This is a genomic window from Brevundimonas sp. (genome assembly GCF_036402095.1).
Lineage (GTDB): Bacteria > Pseudomonadota > Alphaproteobacteria > Caulobacterales > Caulobacteraceae > Brevundimonas.
In genome coordinates, this window is sequence record NZ_DASWTO010000076.1 from 1 (window position 1) to 25,017 (window position 25,017).

Annotated in this window: 32 protein-coding genes; 18 read left to right on the plus strand and 14 right to left on the minus strand. The window is 69.6% G+C overall.

Going from position 1 to position 25,017, the window contains the following annotated elements:
* The 5 genes from VGD32_RS06165 to acpS form a co-directional block, all read left to right on the plus strand.
* On the plus strand, positions 1-1,155 hold a 1,155-nt coding region (locus tag VGD32_RS06165; protein WP_331031025.1), incomplete at its 5' end, for a RelA/SpoT AH/RIS domain-containing protein.
* Positions 1,156-1,184: 29 nt separating this feature from the next.
* On the plus strand, positions 1,185-1,970 hold the full coding sequence (locus tag VGD32_RS06170) for a TIGR00730 family Rossman fold protein (protein ID WP_331031026.1): 786 nt from the start codon (positions 1,185-1,187) through the stop codon (positions 1,968-1,970).
* Between the two features lie 9 nt (positions 1,971-1,979).
* The gene (pyrE, locus tag VGD32_RS06175; protein ID WP_331031027.1) at positions 1,980-2,564 is read left to right on the plus strand and encodes an orotate phosphoribosyltransferase; all 585 of its coding nucleotides are present in this window, start codon (positions 1,980-1,982) and stop codon (positions 2,562-2,564) included.
* Positions 2,565-2,576: 12 nt separating this feature from the next.
* Positions 2,577-3,314 carry a pyridoxine 5'-phosphate synthase gene (locus VGD32_RS06180; protein WP_331031028.1) on the plus strand — a complete coding sequence of 246 codons (738 nt, stop codon included), beginning with the start codon at positions 2,577-2,579 and terminating at the stop codon, positions 3,312-3,314.
* A complete protein-coding gene (gene acpS / locus VGD32_RS06185) occupies positions 3,311-3,712 on the plus strand; it encodes a holo-ACP synthase (RefSeq protein WP_331031029.1) in 402 nt (133 codons plus the stop codon). The genes VGD32_RS06180 and acpS overlap by 4 nt, the downstream gene beginning before the upstream one ends.
* Positions 3,713-3,717: 5 nt before the next feature.
* On the opposite strand, the gene VGD32_RS06190 is transcribed toward acpS, so the two are convergent.
* Positions 3,718-4,146: a hypothetical protein gene (locus VGD32_RS06190; RefSeq protein ID WP_331031030.1), complete on the minus strand. Its 429-nt coding sequence runs from the start codon at positions 4,144-4,146 to the stop codon at positions 3,718-3,720.
* Here VGD32_RS06190 and lepB point away from each other — a divergent pair, their 5' ends adjacent.
* Genes lepB through VGD32_RS06210 form a run of 4 tightly spaced genes read left to right on the plus strand, consistent with a single transcriptional unit; the run spans position 4,147 to position 7,931 of the window.
* Positions 4,147-5,040, plus strand: coding sequence for a signal peptidase I (gene lepB, locus VGD32_RS06195; protein ID WP_331031031.1), 894 nt, complete (start codon positions 4,147-4,149; stop codon positions 5,038-5,040).
* Positions 5,040-5,756, plus strand: coding sequence for a ribonuclease III (gene rnc / locus VGD32_RS06200; RefSeq protein ID WP_331031032.1), 717 nt, complete (start codon positions 5,040-5,042; stop codon positions 5,754-5,756). The genes lepB and rnc overlap by 1 nt, the downstream gene beginning before the upstream one ends.
* Complete coding sequence (gene era, locus VGD32_RS06205; protein WP_331031033.1) at positions 5,753-6,700, plus strand: GTPase Era; 948 nt, start codon at positions 5,753-5,755, stop codon at positions 6,698-6,700. The genes rnc and era overlap by 4 nt, the downstream gene beginning before the upstream one ends.
* Positions 6,701-6,704: 4 nt before the next feature.
* Positions 6,705-7,931 (plus strand): serine hydrolase domain-containing protein, encoded by a 1,227-nt coding sequence (locus VGD32_RS06210; RefSeq protein ID WP_331031034.1) that lies wholly within the window; start codon positions 6,705-6,707, stop codon positions 7,929-7,931.
* Between the two features lie 3 nt (positions 7,932-7,934).
* Here VGD32_RS06210 and VGD32_RS06215 read toward each other — a convergent pair whose 3' ends face one another.
* The 10 genes from VGD32_RS06215 to VGD32_RS06260 form a co-directional block, all read right to left on the minus strand.
* The gene (locus VGD32_RS06215) at positions 7,935-9,449 is read right to left on the minus strand and encodes an acetyl-CoA hydrolase/transferase family protein (protein WP_331031035.1); all 1,515 of its coding nucleotides are present in this window, start codon (positions 9,447-9,449) and stop codon (positions 7,935-7,937) included.
* Between the two features lie 66 nt (positions 9,450-9,515).
* Positions 9,516-10,175 carry a dihydrofolate reductase family protein gene (locus VGD32_RS06220; RefSeq protein ID WP_331031036.1) on the minus strand — a complete coding sequence of 220 codons (660 nt, stop codon included), beginning with the start codon at positions 10,173-10,175 and terminating at the stop codon, positions 9,516-9,518.
* Between the two features lie 8 nt (positions 10,176-10,183).
* Positions 10,184-11,146 (minus strand): alpha/beta hydrolase, encoded by a 963-nt coding sequence (locus tag VGD32_RS06225; protein WP_331031037.1) that lies wholly within the window; start codon positions 11,144-11,146, stop codon positions 10,184-10,186.
* Between the two features lie 58 nt (positions 11,147-11,204).
* Positions 11,205-11,690 carry an SRPBCC domain-containing protein gene (locus VGD32_RS06230; protein WP_331031038.1) on the minus strand — a complete coding sequence of 162 codons (486 nt, stop codon included), beginning with the start codon at positions 11,688-11,690 and terminating at the stop codon, positions 11,205-11,207.
* Positions 11,687-12,094 carry a DoxX family protein gene (locus VGD32_RS06235; RefSeq protein ID WP_331031039.1) on the minus strand — a complete coding sequence of 136 codons (408 nt, stop codon included), beginning with the start codon at positions 12,092-12,094 and terminating at the stop codon, positions 11,687-11,689. Before VGD32_RS06235 ends, VGD32_RS06230 begins: the two co-directional genes overlap by 4 nt.
* On the minus strand, positions 12,091-12,531 hold the full coding sequence (locus VGD32_RS06240; protein WP_331031040.1) for a VOC family protein: 441 nt from the start codon (positions 12,529-12,531) through the stop codon (positions 12,091-12,093). Before VGD32_RS06240 ends, VGD32_RS06235 begins: the two co-directional genes overlap by 4 nt.
* Positions 12,532-12,624: 93 nt before the next feature.
* Positions 12,625-12,996, minus strand: a complete 372-nt coding sequence (locus VGD32_RS06245; protein WP_331031041.1) for a DoxX family protein — start codon at positions 12,994-12,996, stop codon at positions 12,625-12,627.
* Entirely contained in the window at positions 12,993-13,472 is a 480-nt protein-coding gene (locus VGD32_RS06250; RefSeq protein WP_331031042.1) for an SRPBCC domain-containing protein, read from the minus strand. The genes VGD32_RS06245 and VGD32_RS06250 overlap by 4 nt, the downstream gene beginning before the upstream one ends.
* 41 nt (positions 13,473-13,513) lie before the next feature.
* The gene (locus tag VGD32_RS06255; RefSeq protein ID WP_331031043.1) at positions 13,514-14,017 is read right to left on the minus strand and encodes an SRPBCC family protein; all 504 of its coding nucleotides are present in this window, start codon (positions 14,015-14,017) and stop codon (positions 13,514-13,516) included.
* Positions 14,001-14,348: a metalloregulator ArsR/SmtB family transcription factor gene (locus VGD32_RS06260; protein ID WP_331031044.1), complete on the minus strand. Its 348-nt coding sequence runs from the start codon at positions 14,346-14,348 to the stop codon at positions 14,001-14,003. Before VGD32_RS06260 ends, VGD32_RS06255 begins: the two co-directional genes overlap by 17 nt.
* 138 nt (positions 14,349-14,486) lie before the next feature.
* On the opposite strand from VGD32_RS06260, the gene VGD32_RS06265 reads away from it, so the two are divergent.
* Together VGD32_RS06265 and VGD32_RS06270 are read left to right on the plus strand one after the other, a co-directional pair.
* Positions 14,487-15,104: a flavodoxin family protein gene (locus tag VGD32_RS06265; protein WP_331031045.1), complete on the plus strand. Its 618-nt coding sequence runs from the start codon at positions 14,487-14,489 to the stop codon at positions 15,102-15,104.
* A 29-nt stretch (positions 15,105-15,133) separates the two neighbouring features.
* Positions 15,134-15,610, plus strand: a complete 477-nt coding sequence (locus VGD32_RS06270) for a nuclear transport factor 2 family protein (protein WP_331031046.1) — start codon at positions 15,134-15,136, stop codon at positions 15,608-15,610.
* A 3-nt stretch (positions 15,611-15,613) separates the two neighbouring features.
* Here VGD32_RS06270 and VGD32_RS06275 read toward each other — a convergent pair whose 3' ends face one another.
* Positions 15,614-16,570, minus strand: a complete 957-nt coding sequence (locus tag VGD32_RS06275; protein WP_331031047.1) for a hypothetical protein — start codon at positions 16,568-16,570, stop codon at positions 15,614-15,616.
* 131 nt (positions 16,571-16,701) lie between these two features.
* Here VGD32_RS06275 and recO point away from each other — a divergent pair, with 131 nt between their 5' ends.
* The 4 genes from recO (at position 16,702) to VGD32_RS06295 (ending at position 21,364) form a co-directional block, all read left to right on the plus strand.
* Positions 16,702-17,433, plus strand: coding sequence for a DNA repair protein RecO (gene recO, locus VGD32_RS06280; protein WP_331031048.1), 732 nt, complete (start codon positions 16,702-16,704; stop codon positions 17,431-17,433).
* 39 nt (positions 17,434-17,472) lie between these two features.
* A complete protein-coding gene (parC, locus tag VGD32_RS06285) occupies positions 17,473-19,674 on the plus strand; it encodes a DNA topoisomerase IV subunit A (RefSeq protein WP_331031049.1) in 2,202 nt (733 codons plus the stop codon).
* Positions 19,675-19,762: 88 nt separating this feature from the next.
* Entirely contained in the window at positions 19,763-20,341 is a 579-nt protein-coding gene (locus tag VGD32_RS06290) for a LemA family protein (protein ID WP_331031050.1), read from the plus strand.
* A 3-nt stretch (positions 20,342-20,344) separates the two neighbouring features.
* Positions 20,345-21,364 (plus strand): M48 family metallopeptidase, encoded by a 1,020-nt coding sequence (locus tag VGD32_RS06295; protein ID WP_331031051.1) that lies wholly within the window; start codon positions 20,345-20,347, stop codon positions 21,362-21,364.
* Here the strand turns inward: VGD32_RS06295 and VGD32_RS06300 are convergent.
* Positions 21,361-22,095, minus strand: a complete 735-nt coding sequence (locus VGD32_RS06300) for an arginyltransferase (protein WP_331031052.1) — start codon at positions 22,093-22,095, stop codon at positions 21,361-21,363. The two genes, VGD32_RS06295 and VGD32_RS06300, sit on opposite strands and share 4 nt — an antisense overlap.
* Before the next feature lie 124 nt (positions 22,096-22,219).
* Positions 22,220-23,122 (minus strand): flagellar motor protein MotB, encoded by a 903-nt coding sequence (locus VGD32_RS06305; RefSeq protein ID WP_331031053.1) that lies wholly within the window; start codon positions 23,120-23,122, stop codon positions 22,220-22,222.
* 141 nt (positions 23,123-23,263) lie between these two features.
* Between VGD32_RS06305 and VGD32_RS06310 the strand changes: the two genes are divergently transcribed.
* The 3 genes from VGD32_RS06310 to VGD32_RS06320 all read left to right on the plus strand — a co-directional run.
* A complete protein-coding gene (locus VGD32_RS06310) occupies positions 23,264-23,764 on the plus strand; it encodes a flavin reductase family protein (RefSeq protein WP_331031054.1) in 501 nt (166 codons plus the stop codon).
* A gap of 10 nt (positions 23,765-23,774) precedes the next feature.
* Positions 23,775-24,644, plus strand: a complete 870-nt coding sequence (locus tag VGD32_RS06315; RefSeq protein ID WP_331031055.1) for an NAD(P)-dependent oxidoreductase — start codon at positions 23,775-23,777, stop codon at positions 24,642-24,644.
* Positions 24,590-25,017: hypothetical protein (locus tag VGD32_RS06320; RefSeq protein ID WP_331031056.1), on the plus strand; the 428-nt coding region annotated here is incomplete at its 3' end. The genes VGD32_RS06315 and VGD32_RS06320, both read left to right, overlap by 55 nt.

The following is a 25,017-nucleotide window of genomic DNA, read 5'->3' on the forward strand; positions in this document are numbered from 1 at the left end:
GTGGCGGCGCACTGGGCCTACAAGAACCACGCCTACGGCTTCGACAAGGAAGCCATGGAGAAGGACGGCGGCCGCGATCCGCTGCAGAACCTGCGCCATCTCGTGCAGGTGATCGAGCACGGCGAGGGCGGCGAGGACTGGGTCGAGCACGCCAAGCTGGAAATGTATCTCGACCAGGTGTTCGTGTTCACGCCCAAGGGGGCGCTGATCACCCTGCCGCGCGGCGGCATGCCGCTGGACTTCGCCTACGCCGTGCACACCGAGGTCGGCGACACCGCCGTCGGGGCCAAGATCAACGGCGAGCTGAAGCCGATGCGCACCCAGCTCCAGAACGGCGACGTGGTCGAGATCATCCGCGGGGCCAAGCGGGAAATCCCCGTCGACTGGCGCTCGCTGACGGTGACCGGCCGGGCCCGGTCGGCCATCCGCCGCCACATCCGCACGTCGGAGCGCGGCGAGTTCCAGAAGCTGGGCCGCGCCACCCTCGAACAGACGCTCACCCGGGCCGGCAAGACCGGCGCCGACGTCACCCTGCGCCCGGCGCTGGAGCAGCTGGGCTTCGCCAATGACGACGACCTGTACGAAGCGGTCGGCCGCGGCCGGGTCTCGGCGGCGAAGATCGGCGAGATCCTGTTCCCGGCGCTGAAGGGGCGGCTCAAGGCCGGGCCAGACCGCAAGCGCATCGGCGACGAGCAGGGCCGTCTGTTCGTGCGCGGCGGAGGGCTGACCCCCGGCGTCAGCGTCCATTTCGGCCACTGCTGCTCGCCGGTGCCCGGCGACCGCATCGTCGGCATCCTCGAGCCCGAGGCGGGGCTGACGGTGCACACCATCGACTGCCAGCGGCTGGAGGAGTTCGCCGACGACGATTCCGTCTGGCAGGACCTGCAGTGGACGCCGCAGGCGGAGCAGGGGGCCGTGGCCTCGGCCCGGATCCGCGCCACGATCAAGAACGCGCCGGGCGTGCTGGGCCAGGTGGCGACCATTATCGGCGAGGCCGGGGGCAACATCCTCAACCTGGTCATGAGCCACCGCCAGCAGGACTTCTTCGACGTCGACATCGACATGGAGGTCGAGGACGCCAAGCACGCCACGGCCATCATGGCGGCGCTGCGCACCAATCCCTCGGTCGACACCGTCGAGCGGGCCCGAGGGTGAGCGCCGAGGGGCCGGACAACGCGGCCCAGATGGCGTCGCCGTCGTTCCGGCTGGCGGCGCTGGATCAGGATTTCGTGCTCAGCGATTCGATGCGCGGCGTCCGCTTCATGCTGGAGTACGCCAAGGCCGAGGAGGCGCTGCGGGCCTGGGGCGTGCGTTCCACGATCGTGGTCTTCGGCAGCGCGCGCATCGGCGAGAACGGCGATCCGGTCCACACCCGCTGGTACAACGAGGCCCGCGCCTTCGGCCGCATCGCCTCCGAGCGCGGCGGAGCCCTGCGCGGCCGGGTGGGGGAGCCGCGCGACAATGTCATCGCCACCGGCGGCGGGCCGGGCATCATGGGGGCGGCCAACCGCGGCGCGGCCGACGCCGGGGCGCCGTCCATCGGCTACAACATCACCCTGCCGCACGAGCAGGAGCCGAACCCCTGGTCGACGCCGGAGCTGACCTTCCGCTTCCACTACTTCGCCATGCGCAAGATGCATTTCGCCATGCGGGCCAATGCGCTGGTGGTCTTTCCAGGCGGCTTCGGCACGTTCGACGAGCTGTTCGAGATCCTGACCCTGCGCCAGACCGGCAAGTCGCGGACCATCCCGATCGTGCTGGTCGACAAGGCCTACTGGGACTCGGTCGTCGGCTTCGAGGCGCTGGTCAGGCACGGCATGGTCGACGCGGCGGACATCGAGCTGATCAGTTTCGCCGAGGACGCCGAGGGGGTCTGGTGCGAGCTTCTGTGCCGGGGTCTGCGGCCCGGCGGCGAGAGTACGCCCGATCCTCACCAACCTTCGCTTCAAAGCGAGGGCGTGACGGGTTAGGGGAGGGTCATGACCTCCGATGACGTTCTCAAAGAATTCCGTGACGCCGGCGCGCTGCGCGAGGGCCATTTCGTGCTCTCGTCAGGCCTGCACAGTCCGATCTTTCTCCAGAAGAACCTCGTGTTCATGGACGCGGCCCGCTGCGCCCGGCTGTGCAAGGCGCTGGCGGAGAAGATCGTCGTCGCCGTGGGCCCGGTGGATGTGGCCATATCGCCCGCCGTCGGCGGCATCATTCCGGGTTACGAAACCGCCCGCTGGCTGGGCGTCCCGTCGATGTACGTCGAGCGCGAGGGCGGCGAGTTCAGGCTGCGCCGCGGCTTCCACGTCGAGCCGGGCCGGAAGGTCGTCATGGTCGAGGACATCGTCACCACCGGGCTGAGCTCGCGCGAATGCATCGCGGCGATCCGGGCCGCCGGCGGCGACGTCGTCGCCGCGGCCTGCATCGTCGACCGCTCCGGCGGCCGCGCCGACGTCGGCGTGCCGCTGGTGGCGCTGGCGACGCTGGACGTTCCCGCCTATCCGGCCGACGCCCTGCCGCCCGAACTGGCGGCTGTTCCGGTCGAGGACCCCGGCAGCCGCCGGCTGGCGAAATAAGGGGGAACGACCATGGTCTCGCCCGTCCGCCTGGGGGTCAACATCGACCACGTGGCCACCGTCCGGAACGCCCGGGGCGGCGCCCATCCCGATCCGGTCAGGGCGGCCCGCGAGGCCTTGGCGGCCGGGGCCGACGGCATCACCGCCCACCTGCGCGAGGACCGGCGGCACATCACCGACACGGACATCGAGGCGTTGAGCGAGCTGTGCGCCATCGCCGGCCGGCCGCTGAACCTCGAGATGGCGGTCACCGACGAGATGCTGACCATCGCCCTGCGGCATCGGCCGCACGCCGCCTGCCTGGTGCCGGAACGGCGCGAGGAGGTGACCACCGAGGGCGGTCTGGCCGTCGCCGGCCACGAGGACCGCATCGCCCCCGTCGTGAAGGCGCTGGCGGAGGCGGGCGTGCGGGTCTCCCTGTTCATCGAACCGGCGCTGGAACAGGTCGAGGCCGCCCGCGCCGTCGGCGCCCAGGTCGTCGAGTTCCACACCGGCCGCTACTGCCACCTGTCGGGCGCCGACCGGGCGGTGGAGTTCGCACGGCTGCAGGCCGCCGCCTCGCGGGCGGCGGATCTCGGCCTGGAGGTCCACGCCGGGCACGGCCTCGACTACGTTACGGCCGCCGACATGCTGGCCATTCCGGAGGTGCGCGAGCTCAATATCGGGCATTTCCTCATCGGCGAGGCGGTGTTCGTCGGCCTGACCCACGCCATCCACCGGATGCGCGCGGCTATGGACGCCGCGTCGTGATCGTCGGCGTCGGCGCCGACCTGACGGATATCCGTCGCATCCAGAACTCGCTGGATCGCTACGGAGAGCGCTTCAAGGCCCGCTGCTTCACCGACCTTGAACGGGCCCGTTCGGACAGCAAGCCCGAGCCCGCGTGGAGCTACGCCAAGCGGTTCTCGGCCAAGGAAGCCTGCGCCAAGGCCCTCGGCACCGGCATGCGGGCCGATGTCTACTGGCGCGACATGGGCGTGGTGAACCTGCCGTCGGGCAAGCCGACAATGGCCCTGACCGGCCATGCCGCGGAACACCTGGCGAGGCTGACGCCGGCCGGTCACGAAGCGCGGATACACCTGACCCTCAGCGACGAGCACCCGTACGCACTCGCCTTCGTGGTGATCGAAGCCTTGCCGATGGCTTAATCACGTTATACCGGTTTTGCCGCTGAAAGACCGCGAAACAGCGGCTGGGGGACAGGGTCAAGATGAGCGACGACAACAAGCCGCACGACGACCACGGCCATGACGCCGGGCACGGTCACGAAACCCACCCCGAACCGGGCCACGCCGCGCCGTCCGGCCACGACGATCACGGCCACGACGATCACGGCCACGACGCTCATGGCCATGACGCCCATTCGCATGATGACGGTCACGCTGCCGCGCACGGTCATGACGATCACGGTCACGCGCCGGCGGCCGCCCATCACGACGACCACGGCCACGACGATCACGGTCACGAGGCTGCCGACGCGGGTCACGACCACCCGGCGCACGACGCCCATCCGGTCGCCGACGCCCATGCGCCGGATCATGCCGGCCATGGCCACGACGATCACGCCGCCGACGACGGTCATGTGACCCCGGCGGAGGCCGCCGTCGCCGCCGGAGCCGCGGGAACCGCCGCCGCCGCGGCTTCCAAACCGCCGGTCTGGAGCGATTCCGGCGACGCGCCGTTCGAGGACGTCGACGCCACGCCCGTCTATGCCCGCGGCAAGAAGGGCCGCAAGAAGGGCAAGTCGGGCGGCAACGAGACCTTCGAGATCGTCAAGACGATCTTCTTCGCCCTGCTGATCGCCTTCGTCCTGCGGGTGCTGCTGTTCCAGCCCTTCACCATCCCGTCGGCGTCGATGGAGCCCAACCTCTATGAAGGCGACTACATCGTCGTCTCCAAGTGGAGCTACGGCTATTCGAAGCACGCCATTCCGTTCAGCCCGCCGCTGTTCGAGGGCCGTCTGTTCGCCCAGGAGCCGAAGCGCGGCGACATCGTCGTGTTCAAGCTGCCGCGCGACGATCGGACGGACTACATCAAGCGTCTGATCGGCCTGCCCGGAGACCAGGTGCAGATGATCAACAACGTGCTGCACATCAACGGCCAGCCGGTCCGTGACGTGGTCATCAGCGGCGCCGAGGCGTCCAACATGTACGGCATGCCGGTCATCAAGGCCCGCGAGACCCTGCCCGAGGGCAAGACCTTTACCATCCAGGACTTCGGTCCCGGCAACCAGGCCGACGACACCGACGTCTTCATGGTGCCCGAGGGCCACTATTTCATGATGGGCGACAACCGCGACAACTCGGTCGACAGCCGCTTCAATGAGATGGACGGCGTCGGCCTGGTGCCGGCCGAGAACCTGATCGGCAAGGCCGAGATCATCCTGTTCTCGTGGTCGCCCGGCGCCTCGCTGTGGAATCCCGTCAGCTGGTTCTCGAAGGTGCGTCCGAGCCGGTTCTTCACCGTCCTGAACTGATGGCGGCACGGGAACCGGACAGGCGTGCGGAAGCTGTCGCGGCCCTCGAGGCGAAGATCGGCTACACCTTCACCGATCGGGCCCTGCTCGACCAGGCCCTCACGCACGTCAGCGCCGAAAACCAGAAGGCGCGACCCAAGCCGACCTACGAGCGGCTCGAGTTCCTCGGAGACCGGGTTCTCGGCCTGCTCGCCGCCCGGCACCTGTTGGAAACCTGGCCCGTCGCCGACGAGAACCAGCTCAACACCCATCACTCGGCCCTGACCGACGGTCCAGCCTGCACCCGCGCCGCCGAACTGGTCGGCGTGGCGCCCGCGATCCGCATGGGCGGCGGCGAGAGTCAGGCCGGCCTGCGCCGCCACCGGTCGGTCCTGGCCGACGTTATCGAGGCCCTGCTCGGCGCGGCTTTTCTCGACGGCGGAATTCCGGCGGCGAGCGCGGTGTTCGAGAGGGCATGGCGCGACGAGTTGGCCAAGCCGCCGCCATCGAAGGCCCAGAACAACCCGAAACTGGCCCTGATGCAGTGGGCGCATACGCTGAAGGCGCCAGACCCGACCTATCGCGTCGTCAGCCAGACCGGGTCCGCCCACGCCCCGACATTCACCGTCGAAGCCAGCGTGGCCGGATATCCGCCCTTGACCGCGCAGGGCCGTTCGCGTCAGGACGCGGAGAAGGCGGCCGCCATCGGCCTGCTGCAGCGTGAAGGCGTGATTTGACCGAACCCCATAACCAGCGAGCCGGCTTCGCCGCCATCATCGGCGCCCCGAACGCCGGCAAGTCCACGCTGGTCAATCGCCTGACCGGAACCAAGGTCTCGATCGTCACCCAGAAGGTCCAGACCACCCGCTTCCCCGTGCGCGGCATCGCCATGGAGGGCGATGCGCAGATCGTGCTGGTCGACACGCCCGGCATCTTCACTCCGCGCCGCCGTCTGGACCGGGCCATGGTCGCCTCGGCCTGGGGCGGGGCGGACGACGCCGACGTGGTCGTGCACCTGATCGACGCCGCCTCCCATATCGCCGCCGAGGGCAAGGAAGGCCAGGCCGCCGACCGCCGCTCGGCCGAGGACACGGAGACCATCATCGCCGCGCTCAAGGCCGCGGGGAAACAGGTCATCCTGGCCCTGAACAAGATCGACGGCATGCGCCGCGACACCCTGCTGGCCTTGTCGCAGCGCCTGTTCGACACCGGCGTCTATTCCGAGGTCTACATGATCTCCGCGCTCAGCGGCGACGGCGTCGACGACCTCAAGAAGCGCCTCGCCCGCGCCATGCCGCCGGGACCGTGGCTCTATCCGGAGGATCAGTCCGCCGACGTGCCGATGCGCGTGCTGGCGGCCGAGATCACCCGCGAGAAGGTCTATCTCCGCGTCCACGAGGAACTGCCCTATTCGGCGGCGGTCGAGACTACCTCGTTCGACGACCGGCCCGACGGATCGGCCCGTATCGAGCAGACCATCTATGTCGAGCGCGAGAGCCAGCGGCCCATCGTGCTCGGCAAGGGCGGTCAGACCCTGAAATGGATCGGCCAGAAGGCGCGCGAGGAGCTGACGGAGCTGCTGGACCGCCCCGTTCACCTGTTCCTGACGGTCAAGGTCGACCCGAAATGGCAGGACAGCCGCGCCCTCTACGCCCAGTTCGGGCTGGACTACGACGTCTAGGCCGGTGTTCCACGTCCCCAGACACTCGGGCGGCCATCCGCGGCTGGCGGCGGCCTTTCTGGCCCTGCTGTTCATCCTCGCCGCCGGCCTGATCGCCTGGTGGACGGTGCGCCCCCTGCCGGCGGCTTCCGCCCCCGAACCCGCGCCGCCGCGGCCTCCGCTGGTGGTGGTGCAGGATCTGCCGCGGTTGACGGAACAGCTCGAGCGCTGGGGCGGCTCCGGGGCCTTCACCGGCGGGGTGCTGGTGGCCAAGGGCGACCGGATCCTGTTCCGCCAGGTCTACGGCGACGCCGACCGCAGCCTGGGCAAGCCGCTGGAACTGGATTCCCGCTTCCGCCTCGCCTCGGTCAGCAAGCAGTTCACCGCCGCCGCCATCCTGCGGCTGCAGGACGACGGCGTGCTGTCGGTCGACGATCCCGTGTGCCGCTGGGTCGATCCGTGCCCGGCCGCCTGGGCGCCGGTGCGGCTGCACCACCTGCTGTCCCACACCTCCGGCATCCCCGACCTGATGGCCCGCCCCGGCTGGGGCGTGCGCCGCGTAACTCCGGCCACGCCGGAAGAATTGACTGCGGACTCAGCGCAGTACGGTCTCCAGTTCCCTCCCGGCACGAAGGTTCGATACAACAACGCCGCCTATAACCTGCTCGGATATGTGGTCCAGAAGGCCAGCGGCCTGCCGCTGCAGGACTATCTGCGCGACGCCTTCTTCGAACCGCTCGGCATGGCCGACACCGGCTTCGAGGACGACGCGTCCGGGGTGGTCATGGGCTACGCCAACCTGGCCGGCGGCCCGACGCCGCAGCCGGACCACAACGTCAGCATCATCTTCGGCGCCGGGGCCCTGTATTCCACCCTCGACGACCTGCTGGTGTGGGAGCGCGCCCTGCACGGGGGGCGACTTCTGAGCCCGGAAAGCTATGCGCAGATGATCGCCGACCACGCGCCGGCCGACACTCCCGACGAGCGCGGCCGGCCCCGGCGCGACTGGGGCTACGGCCTGTTCGTCAACAGCCTCGGACGCCGCGTCAGCCCCGCCTTCGACGACCGCCAGATCTATCACACCGGCAGCTGGTCGGGCTTCCGCAACCTGATCACCCATCAGCCCGACTCGGACGTGACGGTGATCGTGCTGTCGAACAATTTCCACCAGCGCGAGGCCGTCTTCCTGCTGGCCCAGCAGGGCATGGCCGAGGCTCTGGGGCGTCCGTTCCCGACTGCGACGGCCCGCTAGCCGTCAGAGCCGCATCGTTCCCGTCTCGACGAACCGCTGGTGCCACGACAGGGCCTCGTCCAGCAGCGTCGGCGATTGCAGGCCGTACGACCCCTTCAGCGCGCGGTCGTAATAGTCCTGCAGCGGGGGCCGATAGTCCGGATGAGCGCAGTTGGCGATGATCACCCGGGCCCGTTGCTTGGGCGACAGGCCGCGCAGGTCGGCCAGGCCCTGTTCGGTGACGATCACCTGCACGTCCTGGGTGATGTGGTCGACGTGGCTGGCGTGCGGAACGATGGCCGAGATCTTGCCGCCCTTGGCCGTCGACGGGGTCATGAACACCGAGATGAAGGCGTTGCGCGCGAAGTCGCCGGACCCGCCGATGCCGTTCTGGATGCGTGAGCCCATCACGTGGGTCGAGTTGACGTTGCCGTAGATGTCGGCCTCCAGCAGCCCGTTCATGGCGATGCAGCCCAGCCGGCGGATCAGTTCGGGGTGGTTGGAGATCTCCTGCGGCCGCAGGATGATCCGGTCGCGGAAGGCGTCCATGCGGGCGTTGAGGTCCGCCGCCGCCTCGGGGCTCAGCGAGAAGGCGGTGGCCGAGGCGACGCGCAGCTTGCCGCTGTCCATCAGGTCCAGCATGCCGTCCTGGATGACCTCGGTGTAGGCGGTCATGTTCTCGAACGGGGCGTCGACCAGTCCCGTGAGCACGGCGTTGGCGATGTTGCCGACCCCGGATTGCAGCGGCAGCAGGGAGGGGGGCAGGCGGCCCAGCCTCACCTCGTGCGACAGGAACTCCAGCAGATGGCCGGCGATGGCCCGGGCGGCGTCGTTCGGGGGGGCGAAGGGCGCGTTGCGGTCGGGGGTGTGGGTCTCGACCACGGCCACGACCCTGGCCGGATCGCAGCGGAAGCTCGGCTGTCCGATCCGGTCGTCCGCCTTCACCAGCGGGATCGGGACGCGGTTCGGGGGCAGGGCCGTGCCGTAGTAGATGTCGTGCATCCCCTCCAGCGCCTCATGCTGCCAGGAATTGACCTCGAGGATCACCCGCTCGGCCCGGTCCAGCCAGGTCTTGTTGTTGCCGACCGAGGAGGAGGGGATCAGCGAGCCGTCCTCGTGGACCCCGGAGACCTCGATCACCGCCGTCTCCAGCGGCCCGAGGAAGCCCTGCCACGCCATCGGCGCGACCTGGCTCAGGTGCATGTCGAGATATTCCATTTCGCCCCGGTTGATCTTTTCCCGGGCGACGGGATCGGAGTTGTAGGGCAGGCGGAACTCGATGCCGTCGGCCCTAGCCAGGGCTCCGTCCAGCTCGGGCCCGGTCGAGGCGCCGGTCCAGACCTTGAGACGGAACGGGTTGCCCCTGGCGTGTTCGGCCTCGATGCGGGCGGCCAGCGCCGGGGCGACCACCTTCGGATAGCCCGATCCGGTGAAGCCGCTCATGCCCACCGTGCTGTTCGGCGGGATCAGGGCGGCGGCGTCCTCCGCGCTCATGATCTTCGACTGCAGGGCGGCGGAGCGGATGCGGGAGGAGGCCATGCGCCGATCTAGGCGCCGGAAGCGGCGGCGGCCAACCCCGGGAGACTGCGTAGCCGGTGCGCCGGGTCAGGTCTCGCGGGCCCAGCGCGCACGTCGCTCCAGCTCGGCCTCGCCGGGCCTGTCGTCGCCGAACGAACCGGTGGGAACCTCGCCGGCCCGGCGATACGTCCCGACCATGACACCCTTCGCCGTCGTCTCGCCCTCCACCATCGTCCAGGCGTGCGGCCGGGATCCTTCGTCGAACAGCCGCCGGCCGCGGCCCAGCACTATGGGGAAGGTCAGGATGGTCAGCTGGTCGATCAGGTCGTGGGCCAGGAGGGTGTGGATCACCTCGCTGGAGCCCTGGATCAGCAGGTCGCGCCCCTCGGTCGCCTTCAGCGCCCGCACCGCTTCGGCGAGATTCCCTTCCAGACGGTGGCTGTGGGCCCAGTCCAGCGGCGTGTCCGTCCCCGCGGCGACGTATTTGTTCACGGCGTTGAAGGTGCGGCCGATCTCGTCGTCCTGGTGCGGCCAGTAGGCGGCGAAGATCTCGTAGGTCCGTCGGCCCAGCAGCAGGTCGTAGTCCTCGCCCATCGCCCGACCCATCAGCTCGCCGAGGGCCTCGTCGAACCAGGGGAAGACCCAGCCGCCGAAGCGGAACCCGCCGCGCGGGTCCTCGGCCGGCCCGCCCGGGGCCTGAATGACGCCGTCGAGGGACGCGAAGGTGGCGGTTCTGATCTCACGCATGACGGGCCTCACTCGCTTCCGGGGATGTCGTCGAACAGGCCGCCCGGCGGCGGACGGGTCTGGTCGTCGAGGAATGGCAGGATCATCGCCGCCAGCAGCGCCGGGTCCCCGAAGACGTCGACGTGCGAACTGGCCGGCAGGATGGCCAGCCGCGCGGGCGGGGACTCGGTCAGGAACGGCTGCGACGCCCGCGCGGTCTCGCCGCCGCCGCGCAGCCGGTAGAGCTCGACCGCGTGTTCGGGCCGGACGATGTCGTGGTCGCCGACGATGATGAAGGTCGGGGAGGCGAGGGCGCGGATCTGCTCCGCCGGCCAGTCCTGGCCCCGGTCCATGACCTTGATCTTCCCGACCACCGAGGCGAAGGCGTCGGGATCGGGCGCCAGGCGTTTGAACTCCGCCTCCATCGGCGTCCCGGCGAAGATTTCGGGCGTGATGCCGTCCATCATCTGGCTGAAGCCCGGCAGGTTGCCAGCCTCGTTGAAGCTGACCGAGGCGATGACCAGATGGTCGACGCGTTGCGGGTGGCGCAGCGCCAGCTGCAGGGCCGCGCCCGCGCCCATCGAATAGCCGATGACGTCGGCCTTCGCGACGCCGGCGTCCGCGAGCACGGCCGCGGCGTCGTCTGCGAGGGCCTCGTAGGTGATCGGCCCGGGCAGATCGCCGGTTCGCCCATGACCGCGCTGGTCGACGACGATCAGCGGCCGGTCGGCGATGAGATCGGTCAGCGGCCTCATGGCGTCGGACGACATGAAGGCCCCGTGCAGCACCACCACCGGCCGCTTGCCGGAGTTGAGGTCGCCATGGACGAAGTAGCGCACCTCGCCCCCCTCGACTGTCGCGGAGTCCGCGCGCGGCGTCGCCGCGGCGACCGGCGCAAGCGCTTGGGCGAACGCCGGCGAAGCGGGCGCGGCCATGGCCAGCACGGATGCGCAGGCCGCGGCCGCGAAATGGTTGAGACACAGTCGGTTCATCGCGCCTTTTCCTTCATCGGGCCCGTCGGCGGTCGCCGGGGCCGGTTGCCTGTCCGCCTCAGTCCCCCGTCACCGCGAGGACGTGGGCCTCGAGCTTGTCGAGGCTCTGGGTCCAGCCCGCCTCCATGCCCGTGAGCGGGCCGAGGGCGTCAGCGCCGGCTTCGATCACCACCGCGTCGAGGTGCAGCCGGGTCTGGCCGTCCATCTCCTCGAAGCGGAAGCTTTGCTCGACGTCGAACCACGTCGTGCCGTCCTCGCGGCGGACCCAGGTGCGCATGACCAGCCGCTCGGGCTCCTCCACGGCGACGAAGCGGCCGTCGAAGGGAAAGTCGGCGCCGTCCGGTCCGCGCATCACCATGTGGATCGCGCCGCCCGGCCGAACGTCCATCCGCACGACCGGGGTGGTGAAATGCTCGGGCCCCCACCAGGCGGCGACATGGGCCGGATCGGTCCACATCTTCCAGACCAGGGCGCGCGGGGCGTCGAAGGTGCGGACGATGCTGAGGCGCCTCAGCGCCTCCGGAATGGCGGCGGCGACGGTCACGAGGCCGCCTCCGTCCGTCCGCGCCGCACCGGGAACATGGCCCGCAGGGCGGGGTCCCGCAGCCACAGCCCGCCCCACATGAACAGGCCGAGGTAGATGGAGAACAGCACGTGGCTGAACAGAGGGCTTTCGGCCCGGATCTGCGTGGCCATCGCCCCGCCGAGCAGGCCGGTGAAGAGGACGGCGCCGAACAGGCTGGTGCGGGGGATGAGGTAGAGGATCAGGAAGCCCAGCTCCATCAGGCCGATCATCAGCACATAGCCGGGCGGCCAGCCCAGTCCGGCCATGGTCTGTTCCGCGATCGGCATGCCGCTCAGCTTCGGAAACGCCGAGGCCCCGAGGATGAACAGGGCGAACAGGCCGGTCAGCACCCGGCCGGTCCATACGGTGGGAGAGGCCTTCATGCGCCCGGCTTCCAACCGGCGGCGGGCACGGTGTTGACCATCCACGGCACGCCGAACCTGTCGACCAGGCTGCCGAACCCGGGCGACCAGAAGGTCGCCTCGAACGGCATCGCCACCTTGCCGCCCTCCGACAGGGCCTTGAACCAGCGTTCGGCCTCCGCCTTGTCCTCGGTGTGCAGGGTGACGTCGAAGCCGTTCTTGGGCTTGTCGATGTTCTGGGCCCAGTCGACATCCATGTCGGCGCCCATGATCGCCTGGTCGCCGACCTGCAGCCAGCAGTGCATCAGCCAGTCCTTGTACTGGGGGCCGACCGGCATGTCCGGCGGACCGTCGCCGTACGGGATGGCGGCGGTGATCTCGCCGCCCAGAACCCGGGCGTAGAATTCGAAGGCTTCGCGGCACTGGCCGCGGAAGCTGAGGCTGGTCACGATCTTCATGATGGTCGCTCCTCTGACACGTTGAACCGGAACGCGGGACGCCGTCGGCGTCGGTACTGATCCACCCGGAGCGGTCGCTCCGCCTGCGGGCGGCTATCGAACGGCGCGTAGCAGGATCGGGCCGAGGCCCGGCTTGCGCAGGATAAGGCCGATCCACATCAGAACCGCGACGTAGACGGCGAACAGGAGTCGGGACGCGTCCCCGGCCGAGGCCTGGGCGGCGATCGAGCCGCTCAGGGCGAGACTCAAGGCCAGCGTCCCCAGGACGGCCGTGCGGGGCAGGGCGTAGAGCAGCGTCGCGCCCAGCAGTGCGGCGCCCAGCAGGATCGGCGGCGCTTCGAGGGCGATGCCGGCCTGCAGCAGGTCAGGCCGTCCCGCCAGCTTCAGCGCGGCGTCGAGACCCAGGAAGGCCGCGACCACGCCGCTGAGTACGCGGCCGGACCAGACGAACGGCGGCGTCTTCATGGCCGCCCGTCCCTGGCGAGGAAGGCCTCCAGCCGCTCGAAGGTGCTGGTCCAGCCGTGTCTGTGGCCGGTCAGGCTGGCCTCGGACTTCAGGCCCTCGTGGGTGAAGTCCATCAGCGTGCCGCCGCCGGGCGCGTCGCTCAGCTGCACCGTCACCAGCGTATCCACCGGCGGGCCGTCCTCGTGGGACTCATCCCATTTGAAGGTGAAGACCAGCCGCTCTTCCGGCACGATCTCGCGATAGACCCCGCCCTGCCACAGGTCCTGGCCGGTGTCGGGCGAGCGCAGGCAGGCACGCCACGCCCCGCCGACCCGCAGGTCTTGCGAGGCGCTGACCGCCGGCCATTCGACCGGACCCAGCCACAGCACCATGACCTCCGGGTTCGTCCACGCCCGCCACACCAGCGCCCGCGGCGCATCGAAGAAGCGCTGCATCTGCAGGGTGGGGCGTGTGGCGATGTCTTCTGCCAGGGTCATCGGGCGGGCTCTTCAGCGGGTCCGGTCGCGGCCGGGGAGGCTCAGTGGGTCTTCAGCAGTTCGGCCAGCTGGTCGGCGCACTGGCCCCAGCCTTCATGGAAGCCCATGGCCTCATGCTGCTTCATGGTCTCGGCGTTCCAGTGGCGTGCTGTGGCGACATACTCGGTCTTGCCGTCGGCCGTCGGCGTCAGCTCGACGGTAGCCACCATGAACGGTTGCCCGGCGGGCTGCCAGTCCGGCGTGAAGGCGTCGGTCGTGATCCAGCGGCGGTTCGGCTCCGCCTCAAGGAATACGCCGCTGTTGGGGAAGCGCTCGCCGTCCGGCCCGTGCATGACGAAGTTGAACACCCCGCCCGGCCGCGGATCGACCTGCACGTCCGAGATCGTCCACGGACGCGGCGCGAACCACTGCTGCAGCAGTTCCGGCGTCATCCAGGCGTTCCAGATCTGTTCCGGCGTGGCGTCGATGACCCGGCGCAGGACCAGGGCGTGCTGATGGGCCACGCCGTCAGTGATGCAGGGATTGTTCTCAGTTTCTTGGGCCACGGTCGTCTCCTTTTTGAATCTTCTTCAGGTAGGCATCCAGCCGGTCGAAGCTGGCGTCCCAGTAGCGGCGGTAGTGTTCCAGCCAGTCGGCGACGCCCTTCAGCGCCATCGGCTCGAGCCGGGCCGGGCGCCACTGCGCCTCGCGGCCGCGGCTGATCAGGCCGGCCTTCTCCAGCACCTTCAGGTGTTTCGACACGGCCGGCAGGCTCATGTCGAACGGCTCGGCCAGATCGTTGACGCTGGCCTCGCCCTCGCACAGCCGGGCCAGGATGGCCCGCCGCGTCGGATCGGCGAGGGCGGCGAATTTGGCGCTGAGAGGATCGGTCTGCATGGTCAGGCTTCGTGTGTAACTGACAGGTTAAATGCACCTGTCCGGAGTCGTTGTCAACTACCCGGTTAAATAAACCTCGGGCGGGCGCCGGAACGGGGTGGGCGGCCCGGGGGTTCGTTCCGGCAACCGGAGCCCGCCATGAAAGCCCTCGTCCTCAACTGCACCTTGAAACCGTCTCCGGCTCCCTCGAACACCGAGGCCTTGGCCCGGGTCGTCATGGCTGAACTGGAAAAGGGCGGGGCCCAGACCGAGCTGATCCGCCTCGTCGACCTGAATATCAAGCCGGGCGTGAAGACGGACGAGGGCGAGGGCGACGACTGGCCCACGGTCCACGAGAAGCTGATGGCCGCCGACATCCTCGTCATGGCCACCCCGACCTGGCTGGGCCAGATGTCGAGCGTCTGCACGCGCGCGCTGGAGCGGCTGGACGCCCTGTTCGGCGAGACCGACGACAGCGGCCGCCCCGTCGCCTTCGGCAAGGTCGCCGGCGTGGTGGTCACCGGCAACGAGGACGGGGCCCATCACATCGTCGCCACCGTCTGTCAGGGCCTGATCGACATGGGCTTCACGATCCCGGGCCAGAGCTGGACCTACTGGCACCTCGGCCCGGGACCCGGCCCCGACTATCTCGATACCGACAAGGCCCACGACTATTCCGACCGCGTCGGCCGCAACGCCGCCCGCAACCTGCTGGCCCTCGCGAAGGTGCTTGCGCCCGACACCTATCCGGTTCCGGAAAGCGCGGAGCGGGTCTAGGCTCGCGCCATCACGCCCGCGGAGATCCCATGTCGCTGCTGCTCGCCGCCCTGTCGGCCCTGACGGTCCAGACCGCCCCCGCGCCGCCCCCCGCGCCGGAGGAGGCCGCTATCGCCGCCGTGCTGGACCGGCTCAACGCCGCCTCCACCGCCGCCGACGGCGCCGCCTATTTCGCCCTCTTCACCCCGGACGCCCGCTTCATCGGCACGGACGCCACGGAGCGCTGGTCGCTGCCGGAGTTCCGCGCCTTCGCCGAGCCGTATTTCGCCCGCGGCCGCGGCTGGACCTACACCCCCTCGGCCCGGGTCATCACCGTGGCCCCGATCGACTGCCGCTGCATCGCCTGGTTCGACGAGGAACTCGACAACGCCGGCTACGGCCAGACCCGCGGCTCGGGCGTCCTGCGTCTGACCGACGACGGCTGGAAGATCGAGCAGTACGTCCTCAGCTTCGCCGTCCCCAACGACAAGGCCGAGGCCGTCGTCGGGGTCATCCGCGGCGACTGACGATCACTTGCGGATGGCCGCCTCGATGACCCGGTCGATGCCCTCGTTCGTCTCGGCGTCGAGGGTGGCGATCTCGCTGTAGAGCCTGTCGTGCTCCGCCGCCGCGTCGCGCCGGTCGCGGCCGATGCGGCGCAGCTGGTTGAGCAGCGGCAGGCTGTCGACGGTTCCGCCGCCATAGGCGTTTGGCCGCCAGCGGCCGCGGTTGGCGTAGAGCAGGTTCACCTCCTCCTCGCTCAGGGCCACGAGCCGGTCGTGCACGGCCCAGATCTTCTCCATCTGCGCCTTGCGCGTGACCTGCGCCGTGTCGAACCGCTCCAGCACCGCCTCGCGGTCGAAGGTGTCGACGATGGCCCCGGCCAAAGCCGCGCGCGCCTTCGCCTGGCCGGCGTCATAGTCGCGGCGCGCGGTGGCCAGCAGGCCCTTGTGCTCGGCGATCCCCTGTCGCGCCTGCTCCAGCCCGTTGGCGGTGCGCAGGGCGTTCAGGCCGACCCCCTGAAACCGCGTCAGCAGATAGAGCCGGCGGTAGAAGTCGGTCTCGGCCCGCCGCGCCTCGATCCGGGCGTCCGAGACCGCCTCCTTGAGCCGGATCTCGTAGCCGGCGCGGTCGGCCTCCATGCCGTTGGCCACGCTCATCGGCGCCGCGCCGAGCGCCGCCGCCAGCATCAGCCAGCCGCTCCATTTCAGGGCCCCGTGACGCCCCGCCGGCGACAGGAAGACGCCGTTCAGCAGCGCGCCCACGCCCGCGCCGATCAGCAGCGCCGGAATGACGATGTTCGATACGGTCTTGATCCACACCACGGCGCGGCCGCTGGAGGTGCCGTCGCCGAGCAGCACGCCGCTGGCGTACAGGCTGACCAGCACGCCGCCCCCGATCGCCAGCGCCAGGGCGGCCGCGAGGAACGGCCACAGCGGCGCTTTCGACTGCCAGGTCGCGCGGCGCCGGCTGGTGAATTTATCCATGGACGCCCCCCGGCGCGTAACGCGAATGAAGACCTACGCTAACGTGGAGGTTGGGGGCTGCGCAAGGCGGTCCGCCGCGCGCGGACGCGGAACGTATCGCCAACACCGCCCCGTCGGGCTAACGGAGGGCCATGGACTTCACCGACGACGCCTTCGTCCTCTCCGCCCGCGCGCACGGCGACACCGGCGTCGTGGTCGAGCTGCTGACGGCGGAGCACGGTCGTCGCGCCGCCTTCGTCGCCGGCGGGGCGTCGCGCCGGATGAAGCCCTTCCTGCAGCCCGGCGCCCGGGTCGTCGTCGACTACCGCGCCCGCACCTCCGACCACCTCGGCTCGGCCCGGCTGGAGCCGGTGGGGGAGGGGCCCAGCGCCCTGTTCGACGATCCTCTGGCCCTGACCGGCCTCGCCGCCGCCGCCGCCGTGGCCCAGGGCGCGCTGCCCGAGCGGGAGCCGCATCCGGGCGCCTTTCTGGCCTTCGAGGCGCTGATGGCCGCCTTCGCCCTGCCGGACGTCTGGCCGGCCATCTTCGTGCGCTTCGAGGCGGGGCTGCTGGAGGACCTCGGCTTCGGGCTCGACCTGTCGCGCTGCGCCGTCACAGGGGTCATGGACGACCTGGTCTGGGTCAGCCCGCGCACCGGCCGCGCCGTCAGCCGGGAGGCCGGCGGGCCCTACGCCGACAAGCTGCTGAACCTCCCGCCCTTCATGCTCGGCGCCCAGGCGGGTCTGGGCGAGGGCGACGTCGGCGCGGGCCTGGTCCTGACCGGCCATTTTCTCGAGCAGTTCGTCTTCCACCCGCTCGACAGGCCCCTGCCGCCCGCGCGGGTGTGGATGATCGACAAGCTGCGCGAGGCGAGACGGCTTTAGGCGCTAGACTCCGGGGTTCAGATTGCCGATTCGGACCCCATGACCGTTCACACCCCGCCGCCGGAAGGCGGTCGCATCGTCGACGAACCCATGAGCGAGGCGCTGTCGCGGCGCTACCTCGCCTATGCCCTGTCGACCATCACCAACCGCGCCCTGCCGGACGTGCGCGACGGCTTCAAGCCGGTGCACCGGCGCATCATGTACGCCATGCACCAGATGCGGCTGAATCCGCAGGCGGCGGCGCGCAAATGCGCCAAGGTCGTCGGCGAGGTCATGGGCGGCTATCATCCGCACGGGGACGCCTCGATCTACGACGCCCTGGTGCGCCTCGCGCAGGACTTCTCGCAGCGTTATCCGCTGGTCGACGGTCAGGGCAATTTCGGCAACATCGACGGCGATAGCGCCGCGGCCATGCGCTACACCGAGTGCAAGCTGACGCCCGCAGCCGTCCTGCTGATGGACGGCATCGACCAGCACGCCGTCGACTTCAAGCCGACCTACGACGACCAGGACGAGGAGCCGGTCGTCCTGCCCGCCGGCTTCCCCAACCTGCTGGCCAACGGCTCTTCGGGCATCGCTGTCGGCATGGCGACCTCGATCCCGCCGCACAACGTCGGCGAGCTGATCGACGCCTGCCACCTGCTGCTCGAACGGCCAGACGCGACGACGGAGGACCTGGCCCAGATCGTCCCCGGCCCGGACTTCCCCACCGGCGGCGTCGCCGTCGAGGGCCACGCCTCCATCCTCGACGCCTACGAGACCGGCCGCGGCGGGGTGCGTCTGCGCGCACGCTGGGAGACCGAGGACCTCGGCCGCGGCGTCTGGCGCATCGTCGTCACCGAGATGCCGTACCAGGTGCAGAAGTCGAAGCTGATCGCCGACCTCGCCGACCTGATCGAGAACAAGAAGGCCCCGCTGCTCGCCGACGTCCGCGACGAGTCGGCCGAGGACATACGGCTGGTGCTCGAACCCAGGTCGCGCACCATAGAACCCGAGGTGCTGATGGAGAGCCTGTTCAAGCTCTCCGACCTTGAGGTTCGCTTTCCCATCAACATGAACGTGCTGGACGCCACCGGCACGCCGCGCGTGATGGGGCTGAAGGCCTGCCTGCAGGCCTTCCTCGATCACCGCCGCGAGGTCCTGGTCCGCCGGGCCCAATGGCGCATCGAGCGGGTCGAGAAGCGGCTGCATCTGCTCGAAGGCCTGAGGATCGTCTTCCTCAACCTCGACGAGGTCATCCGCATCGTCCGCGAGGAGGAGCAGCCCAAGGCGGTGCTGATCGGCCGCTTCGGCCTCACCGAGGCCCAGGCCGACTACATCCTCGACACCCGGCTGCGCCAGCTGGCGCGGATCGAGGAAATGGCGATCGAGAACGAATACAAGGAACTGTCCGACGAACTTGCAGCGTTGCAATCACTGTCGTCGTCGCCGGCGAAACAGTGGAAACAGATCGGGAAGGACCTCGAGGCGACCCGCAAGGCGCTGGTCTCGCCGCGCCGCACCACGATCGCCGAGGCCGTCGACAGTTCCGCCATCGCCTCGATCGAGGCCTTCATTCCGCGCGAGGCGATCACCGTCATCCTGTCGGAGCGCGGCTGGATCCGCGCCGCCAAGGGCAAGGTCGACGATCCGTCCGAACTGAAATTCAAGGAAGGCGACAGCCTCGCCTTCCTCGTGCCGGCCTATACGACCGACAAGCTGCTGGTCGCCGCTTCCGATGGGCGCATCTTCACCGTCGGCGCCGACAAGCTGGCCTCCGGGCGCGGTCACGGCGAGCCGCTGCGGCTGATGATCGACCTCGACGAGAAGGCCGACATCGTCAACCTGCTGGCCCACCAGCCGGGCGGCAAGCTGCTCGTGGCCTCCAGGGCCGGCTACGGCTTCATCGCCCCCGAGGACGAGCTGCTGGCCCAGAAGCGGGGCGGCAAGCAGGTGCTGAACGGCGAGATGCGCGCGGCCATCCGGGTCGCCGGCGACCACGTCGCCACCGTCGGCGACAACATCAAGGCCCTGATCTTCCCGCTCGCCGAACTGCCCGAGATGGGCCGCGGCAAGGGCGTCAAGCTGCAGTCCTACAAGCAGGGCGGACTCGCCGACGTCGCGGTGTTCGACGGCGCCCACGGTCCCGAATGGACCGACGGCGGCGGGCGTCGCCGCAACTGGCCCGACTGGAAGGACTGGCTGGGCAAGCGCGCCGGCGCCGGACGACAGGGCCCGCGGGGCCTGCGGAAGTTCAGATGACGGCGCTTACGCCGATTTCACTTCGCGGCGTGGCGGTATGCGGCGATACTCAGCCGTGGCCGACCCGCGGCCGGGACTGGAGATCGACATGCTCACGACCCTGATCGTCATCGGCGTCATCGTCGCCGTCGTGCTGTTCGTCGTCGTCGGCGGCTACAACAAGCTGGTCGCCCTGGATCAACGCGCCGACCAGTCGTTCGCCGACATCGACGTCCAGCTCAAGCAGCGCCAGGACCTGATCCCCAATCTCGTCGAGACGGTGAAGGGCTACGCCACGCACGAGCGCGGCACCCTCGACGCCGTCACCGCCGCCCGCGCCGCCGCCGCCGGGGCCACCTCGGTCAATGACAAGGTCCAGGCCGAGAACATGCTGACCGGCGCCCTGGGCCGCCTGTTCGCCGTCGCCGAGGCCTATCCGGACCTCAAGGCCAACACCAATTTCCAGCAGCTCCAGTCCGAGCTGTCGGACATCGAGAACAAGCTCGCCGCCGCCCGCCGCTTCTTCAACAACGCCGTCAGCGAGTTCAACGCCGTGCGCCGTCAGTTCCCCACCGTCCTGTTCGCCGGCGTGGTCGGCTTCGGTTCGGACAAGCCGTTCTTCGATCTCGGCGAGGCGGATCGCGCCACCCTCAGCGCCGCGCCGCCGACGGTGAGCTTCCAGGCCTGATCCATGGGCGCCGTCGGGCTCCAGACCCACATCTGGGCGAACAACACCCGCTCGATCCTGCTGCTCGCCGGCTTCCCGGTGCTGATGATCTTCATCCTGTACGGGGTGCAGCTGATCCTGATGGGTCTGGGTTTCCTGCCCGGGACCGGCCGCGGCCTAGGCGACGATATGGCCCTGGCCGCGTCCTGGCTGGGCTGGACCGTGCCGACGGCCCTGATCATCGCCGCCATCTGGTTCGCCATCGCCTATTTCGGCAATCAGGCCATGATCGACGCCTTCACCGGCGCCAGGAAGGTGGAGCGGCGAACGGAGCCTGAGCTCTACAACCTGCTGGAAAACCTCGCCATCTCGCGCGGCCTGCGCACGCCGGCGCTGCGCATGATCGAGACCGACAGCCTCAACGCCTTCGCCACCGGCCTGCACGAGGGCCGCTACAGCGTCACCGTCACGCGCGGACTGGTCAACGCCCTGAGCCGAGACGAGCTCGAGGCGGTGCTGGCCCACGAGCTGACCCACGTCATCAACAAGGACGTGCGGACCATGGTGATCGCCTCGATCTTCGCCGGCATCATCAGCGTCATCGCCGAACTGGTGTTCCGCGGCCTGCTCTATTCCCGTGGCGGGCGGCGCGACAACAAGAACGCCATGCCGTTGATCCTGATCGGCCTGGCCTTCGCCGTGATCGGCTTCGTGCTCGCCTTCGTCATCCGCATGATGCTGTCGCGCACCCGGGAGTTCGTCGCCGACGCCGGGGCGGTCGAGCTGACCAAGAACCCCGACGCCATGATCTCGGCCCTGCGCAAGATCGAGGGCCGCTCCTCGATCAAGGGGCCGGACGAGGTGCAGCAGCTGTTCCTCGACAATCAGCCGGACGGCGCCGGTCTCGAAGGCCTGTTCGCCAGCCATCCGCCGATCCAGAAGCGCATCGACGCCCTGGTGAAGTTCGGGGGCGGGTCCGATCCGGGGCCGTGGCGGGGGGACGGGCTGTCGGCCTATGACACCTCGGTGCCCGCGGCGGGCTAGGGCAGACGTTCCCAGCCCAGCCGGGTCAATTGCTCCAGCGGCCGGAAGCCGGCCTTGTAGTCCATCTTCTTCGACCCTCGCACCCAGTAGCCAAGATAGACGAACGGCAACCCCACCGTCGCCGCCTGCCGGACGTGATCGAGAATGGCGAACCGTCCGAGGCTGCGCGCCTCCAGGGCCGGATCGAAGAAGCTGTAGACCATCGACAGCCCGTCGGAGAGCAGGTCGGTCAGGCACACCCCGACCAGATCGCCCGGCCCGCCGTCGGGGGAGGGCAGGCGGTACTCGATCAGGTGGGTCCGAACCGCCGTGTCCTCGACCATGGCGACATAGTCGAGCCAGCCCATGGCGCTCATGCCGCCGCCCTGGTGTCGCCCGTGCAGATAGCGGCGCAGCAGGTCGAACTGCTCCATCGTCGCCTCGGCCTCGACCAGGTCGCGCGTCAGGTCGGCGTTCCGCTTCAGCACCTTGCGTTCGGATCTTGAGAAGCGGAACTCGGGCACCGGCAGCCGCACGGAGACGCAGGCGTCGCAGCCTTCGCAGGCCGGCCGGTAGGCGATGTTCTGGCTGCGCCGAAAGCCCGCTTGGGTTAGCTCGTCGTTGACGTGCGCCCCTTCGCTGAACGGCAGGTTGGCGAACACCTTCCGCTCCGTCTGCCCCGGCAGATAGGGACAGGGGGCCACCGAGGTCATGTAGAAGCGAAGCTGACGCGTGGGGACGAACTGGGTCACGGGCGACAGCTCCCCACCCAAATCCGACGACAGTTTGGCGCCCGTTGCGGCATAGGCCGATTTGGCCCCGCGCCGGCCCGCGCGGCAAGCCCATTCGCCCGACGCCTGAGCGGCGGGCGGGGGGTCACAGGCTGGTGTCCGTCGGAAGCACCGGCGCCTCGCGCAGCAGCACAATGGCGATCCGGCGGTTGCCGGCCAGGGTCGGATCGTCCGGGTAGAGCGGGTCCGACCCCGCCTTGCCGGAGACCTGATAGACCCGGTCGGGGTCGACGCCCGCGCCCTGCAGGATCAGCCGCGAGGCGTTGGCCCGGGCGGCCGAAAGGGTCCAGTCGTTCGGACCCGTGGCCCGGTTCGAGCCGGGCGCGGCCGAGGTGTGGCCGGTGACGGAGATGCGGTTCGGCAGCTGGTTGATCACCCTCGAGATGGCCCGCAGCAGCAGCTGGGCGCGCGGATTGGGCCGCGCCGAGTTCTGCTCGAACATCGAGCGGCCCTCCTGGTCGACCAGCTGGATACGCAGCCCCTCCGGAGTCTGGTCGATGATCAGCTGCTTCGACAGCTCGGCGAGTTCCGGCATCGACTGCATGGCCTGACGCAGGGACTCGGCGGCCGACGAGAACTCCGCGGCCTCGCGCCGGGCGATTTCGTCGCGCAGCGCAGCCTCGCTGGCTGCGGCGAGGCTGGGGCTCTGGCCCGCCTCGGGCGGCGCGTCCGGGGGCGCCTCGGGCGCCAGCTGACTGATCACCGTCTGCGAGCCCGAGCCCTTGGATCCGTCGTCGCCGAGCGAGGTGCCGCCGAGGATGCCGCCCGAACCGGAGGTCGTCGCCGACACGCTGGCCGGGGCGAAATATTCGGCGATGCCGCGCTTCTGCTCCGGGTCGGTCGTGTTGATCAGCCACATCAGCAGGAAGAAGGCCATCATGGCCGTCACGAAGTCCGCATAGGCCACCTTCCACGCGCCGCCGTGATGCCCGTGGCCGGCGACCTTCTTGACCTTCTTGATGAGGATCGGACGATCGCTCATGGACATCGGGGGGACTCGCGAGACGCCTGTGGTCCTTCCAGAGTCGGCAGTCGGCGTTAAGAACCCGTTTGCGATAAATCCGGTCCTGAAATCAGGGGCGAAGAATCTGAACTTGCCGGGCGTCCGGGCCTCGCCTAGTCGTGCCGGGTGACTGTTCCCGCCGCCCCCGACGCGTTCGACGTTCCGGCCTACCGCCGGGCTCTGGGCGGCTTCGCGACCGGCGTCTGCGTCGTCACGGCCCATACCGACGAGGGGCCGTTCGGGATCACGGTCAACTCCTTCACCTCGGTGTCCCTGCGCCCGCCGCTGATCCTGTGGTGTCTCGACCGCGCCTCATGGCGGCACGACGCCTTCGCCGCGGCCGACCGCTTCGCCGTCCATATGCTGCCGGTCGAGGATCGCGAAATGTCCGACCGCTTCGCCTGGGGCGTCTGCCGGCTGTCCTCGGACGAGTTCGACAGCTCCAGCCCCGAGCCGCCCCGCCTGAAGAACGCCCTGACCCGTCTGGACTGCCTCGCCCGCGACCGCATCGTCATGGGCGACCATCTGACCATCGTCGGCGAGGTGCGGAGCTTCGAGACCCGGCCCGGCGACGCCCTGACCTATTATCGCGGCCGCTACGGGACCGCGACCGAACCGCAGACGTGAGGACCAGCACATGAAGATCGGCTTCGCGGGTCTCGGCGTCATGGGCGGGCCGATGGCGCGTCACCTGGTTGAGGCGGGTCACGACGTCGCCGGTTTCAACCGCTCGCCGGACAAGGCGCGGGCCTGGGCCGGCGCTACCGGCGGCCGGTTCGCCGCCACCGTCGAGGACGCCGCCGGCGGCGCGGGGCTGCTGATCCTGTGCGTCGGTAATGACGACGATGTCCGCGCCGTGGTCGCGGCGGCCCTGCCGTCGCTCGCCCGCGGTGCGGTCATCGTCGACCACACCACGACCTCGGCCCGGGTGGCGCGCGAGATGGCGGATCTGGCGGCGGGGCAGGGGGCCTCGTTCATCGACGCCCCCGTCTCGGGCGGCCAGGCCGGGGCCGAGAACGGCCAGCTCAGCGTCATGGCCGGCGGCGATGCGGCGGCGCTGGCGCGCGTCGAGCCGATCCTCATGCACTACGCGAAGGCGGTGAAGCATATGGGGCCCTCCGGCAGCGGCCAGCTGACCAAGATGGTCAACCAGATCGCCATCGCCGGCGTCGTTCAGGGTCTGGCCGAAGCCGTTCATTTCGCCCAGACCGCCGGTCTGGACACCGACGCCGTCTACGACGCCGTGTCGAAGGGCGCGGCGCAGTCGTGGCAGATGGACAACCGCTGGAAGACGGCGGCGGCTGGCCAGTTCGAGTTCGGTTTCGCCGTCGACTGGATGCGCAAGGACCTCGGTCTGGTGCTCGACGAGGCGCGGGCCAACGGCGCCCATCTGGCGCTCACGGCGCTGGTGGATCAATTCTATTCGGAAGTGCAGTCCATGGGGGGAGCCAGATGGGACACGTCGAGCCTGACGGCGCGGCTTCAGGCGCGACCGAGCCGCCGCTGATCCCGCGCAGGCTGTCGCTGAGATCGCCGCGCTACTGGCGGGCCGGCGATCCGCCGCACCCCGTATGGTCCCTGTGGTGGGCGCTCAAGAAGGAGTTCTCGCTCTGGAAGGCGCCGGCCAGCTGGCTCGGCACGCCGGGCTCATGGACCTATTTCGGCAATGACTTCGTCACCGGCCTGCGTCGTAACCAGTCGACGACCCGCGCCTTCGCGCTGCTGGACGCCGCGCCGGACCAGGTCGACCGCGTCACGGCGCTCGCCACGCTGAACCTCAGACGGCACGAGCACATGTTCCAGTTCGTGGCCCTGGTCTACATCAGCGTGCCGGTGACCATCCTTCTCGGTCTCGCCGAGGTGATGCCGGACGGCCTGGT

Coding starts and splice junctions, on each gene's coding strand:
- VGD32_RS06170 (WP_331031026.1), top strand. CDS start 1,185: ATGGCGTCGCCGTCGTTCCGGCTGGCGGCGCTGGATCAGGATTTCGTG.
- pyrE (WP_331031027.1), top strand. CDS start 1,980: ATGACCTCCGATGACGTTCTCAAAGAATTCCGTGACGCCGGCGCGCTG.
- VGD32_RS06180 (WP_331031028.1), top strand. CDS start 2,577: ATGGTCTCGCCCGTCCGCCTGGGGGTCAACATCGACCACGTGGCCACC.
- VGD32_RS06190 (WP_331031030.1), bottom strand. CDS start 4,146: ATGACCGTCGTCGGCGGCGTGATCGTCGTGGCCATGGCCGGCATGATC.
- rnc (WP_331031032.1), top strand. CDS start 5,040: ATGGCGGCACGGGAACCGGACAGGCGTGCGGAAGCTGTCGCGGCCCTC.
- VGD32_RS06215 (WP_331031035.1), bottom strand. CDS start 9,449: ATGGCCTCCTCCCGCATCCGCTCCGCCGCCCTGCAGTCGAAGATCATG.
- VGD32_RS06220 (WP_331031036.1), bottom strand. CDS start 10,175: ATGCGTGAGATCAGAACCGCCACCTTCGCGTCCCTCGACGGCGTCATT.
- VGD32_RS06225 (WP_331031037.1), bottom strand. CDS start 11,146: ATGAACCGACTGTGTCTCAACCATTTCGCGGCCGCGGCCTGCGCATCC.
- VGD32_RS06235 (WP_331031039.1), bottom strand. CDS start 12,094: ATGAAGGCCTCTCCCACCGTATGGACCGGCCGGGTGCTGACCGGCCTG.
- VGD32_RS06240 (WP_331031040.1), bottom strand. CDS start 12,531: ATGAAGATCGTGACCAGCCTCAGCTTCCGCGGCCAGTGCCGCGAAGCC.
- VGD32_RS06245 (WP_331031041.1), bottom strand. CDS start 12,996: ATGAAGACGCCGCCGTTCGTCTGGTCCGGCCGCGTACTCAGCGGCGTG.
- VGD32_RS06250 (WP_331031042.1), bottom strand. CDS start 13,472: ATGACCCTGGCAGAAGACATCGCCACACGCCCCACCCTGCAGATGCAG.
- VGD32_RS06260 (WP_331031044.1), bottom strand. CDS start 14,348: ATGCAGACCGATCCTCTCAGCGCCAAATTCGCCGCCCTCGCCGATCCG.
- VGD32_RS06265 (WP_331031045.1), top strand. CDS start 14,487: ATGAAAGCCCTCGTCCTCAACTGCACCTTGAAACCGTCTCCGGCTCCC.
- VGD32_RS06270 (WP_331031046.1), top strand. CDS start 15,134: ATGTCGCTGCTGCTCGCCGCCCTGTCGGCCCTGACGGTCCAGACCGCC.
- VGD32_RS06275 (WP_331031047.1), bottom strand. CDS start 16,570: ATGGATAAATTCACCAGCCGGCGCCGCGCGACCTGGCAGTCGAAAGCG.
- recO (WP_331031048.1), top strand. CDS start 16,702: ATGGACTTCACCGACGACGCCTTCGTCCTCTCCGCCCGCGCGCACGGC.
- parC (WP_331031049.1), top strand. CDS start 17,473: ATGACCGTTCACACCCCGCCGCCGGAAGGCGGTCGCATCGTCGACGAA.
- VGD32_RS06290 (WP_331031050.1), top strand. CDS start 19,763: ATGCTCACGACCCTGATCGTCATCGGCGTCATCGTCGCCGTCGTGCTG.
- VGD32_RS06295 (WP_331031051.1), top strand. CDS start 20,345: ATGGGCGCCGTCGGGCTCCAGACCCACATCTGGGCGAACAACACCCGC.
- VGD32_RS06305 (WP_331031053.1), bottom strand. CDS start 23,122: ATGTCCATGAGCGATCGTCCGATCCTCATCAAGAAGGTCAAGAAGGTC.
- VGD32_RS06315 (WP_331031055.1), top strand. CDS start 23,775: ATGAAGATCGGCTTCGCGGGTCTCGGCGTCATGGGCGGGCCGATGGCG.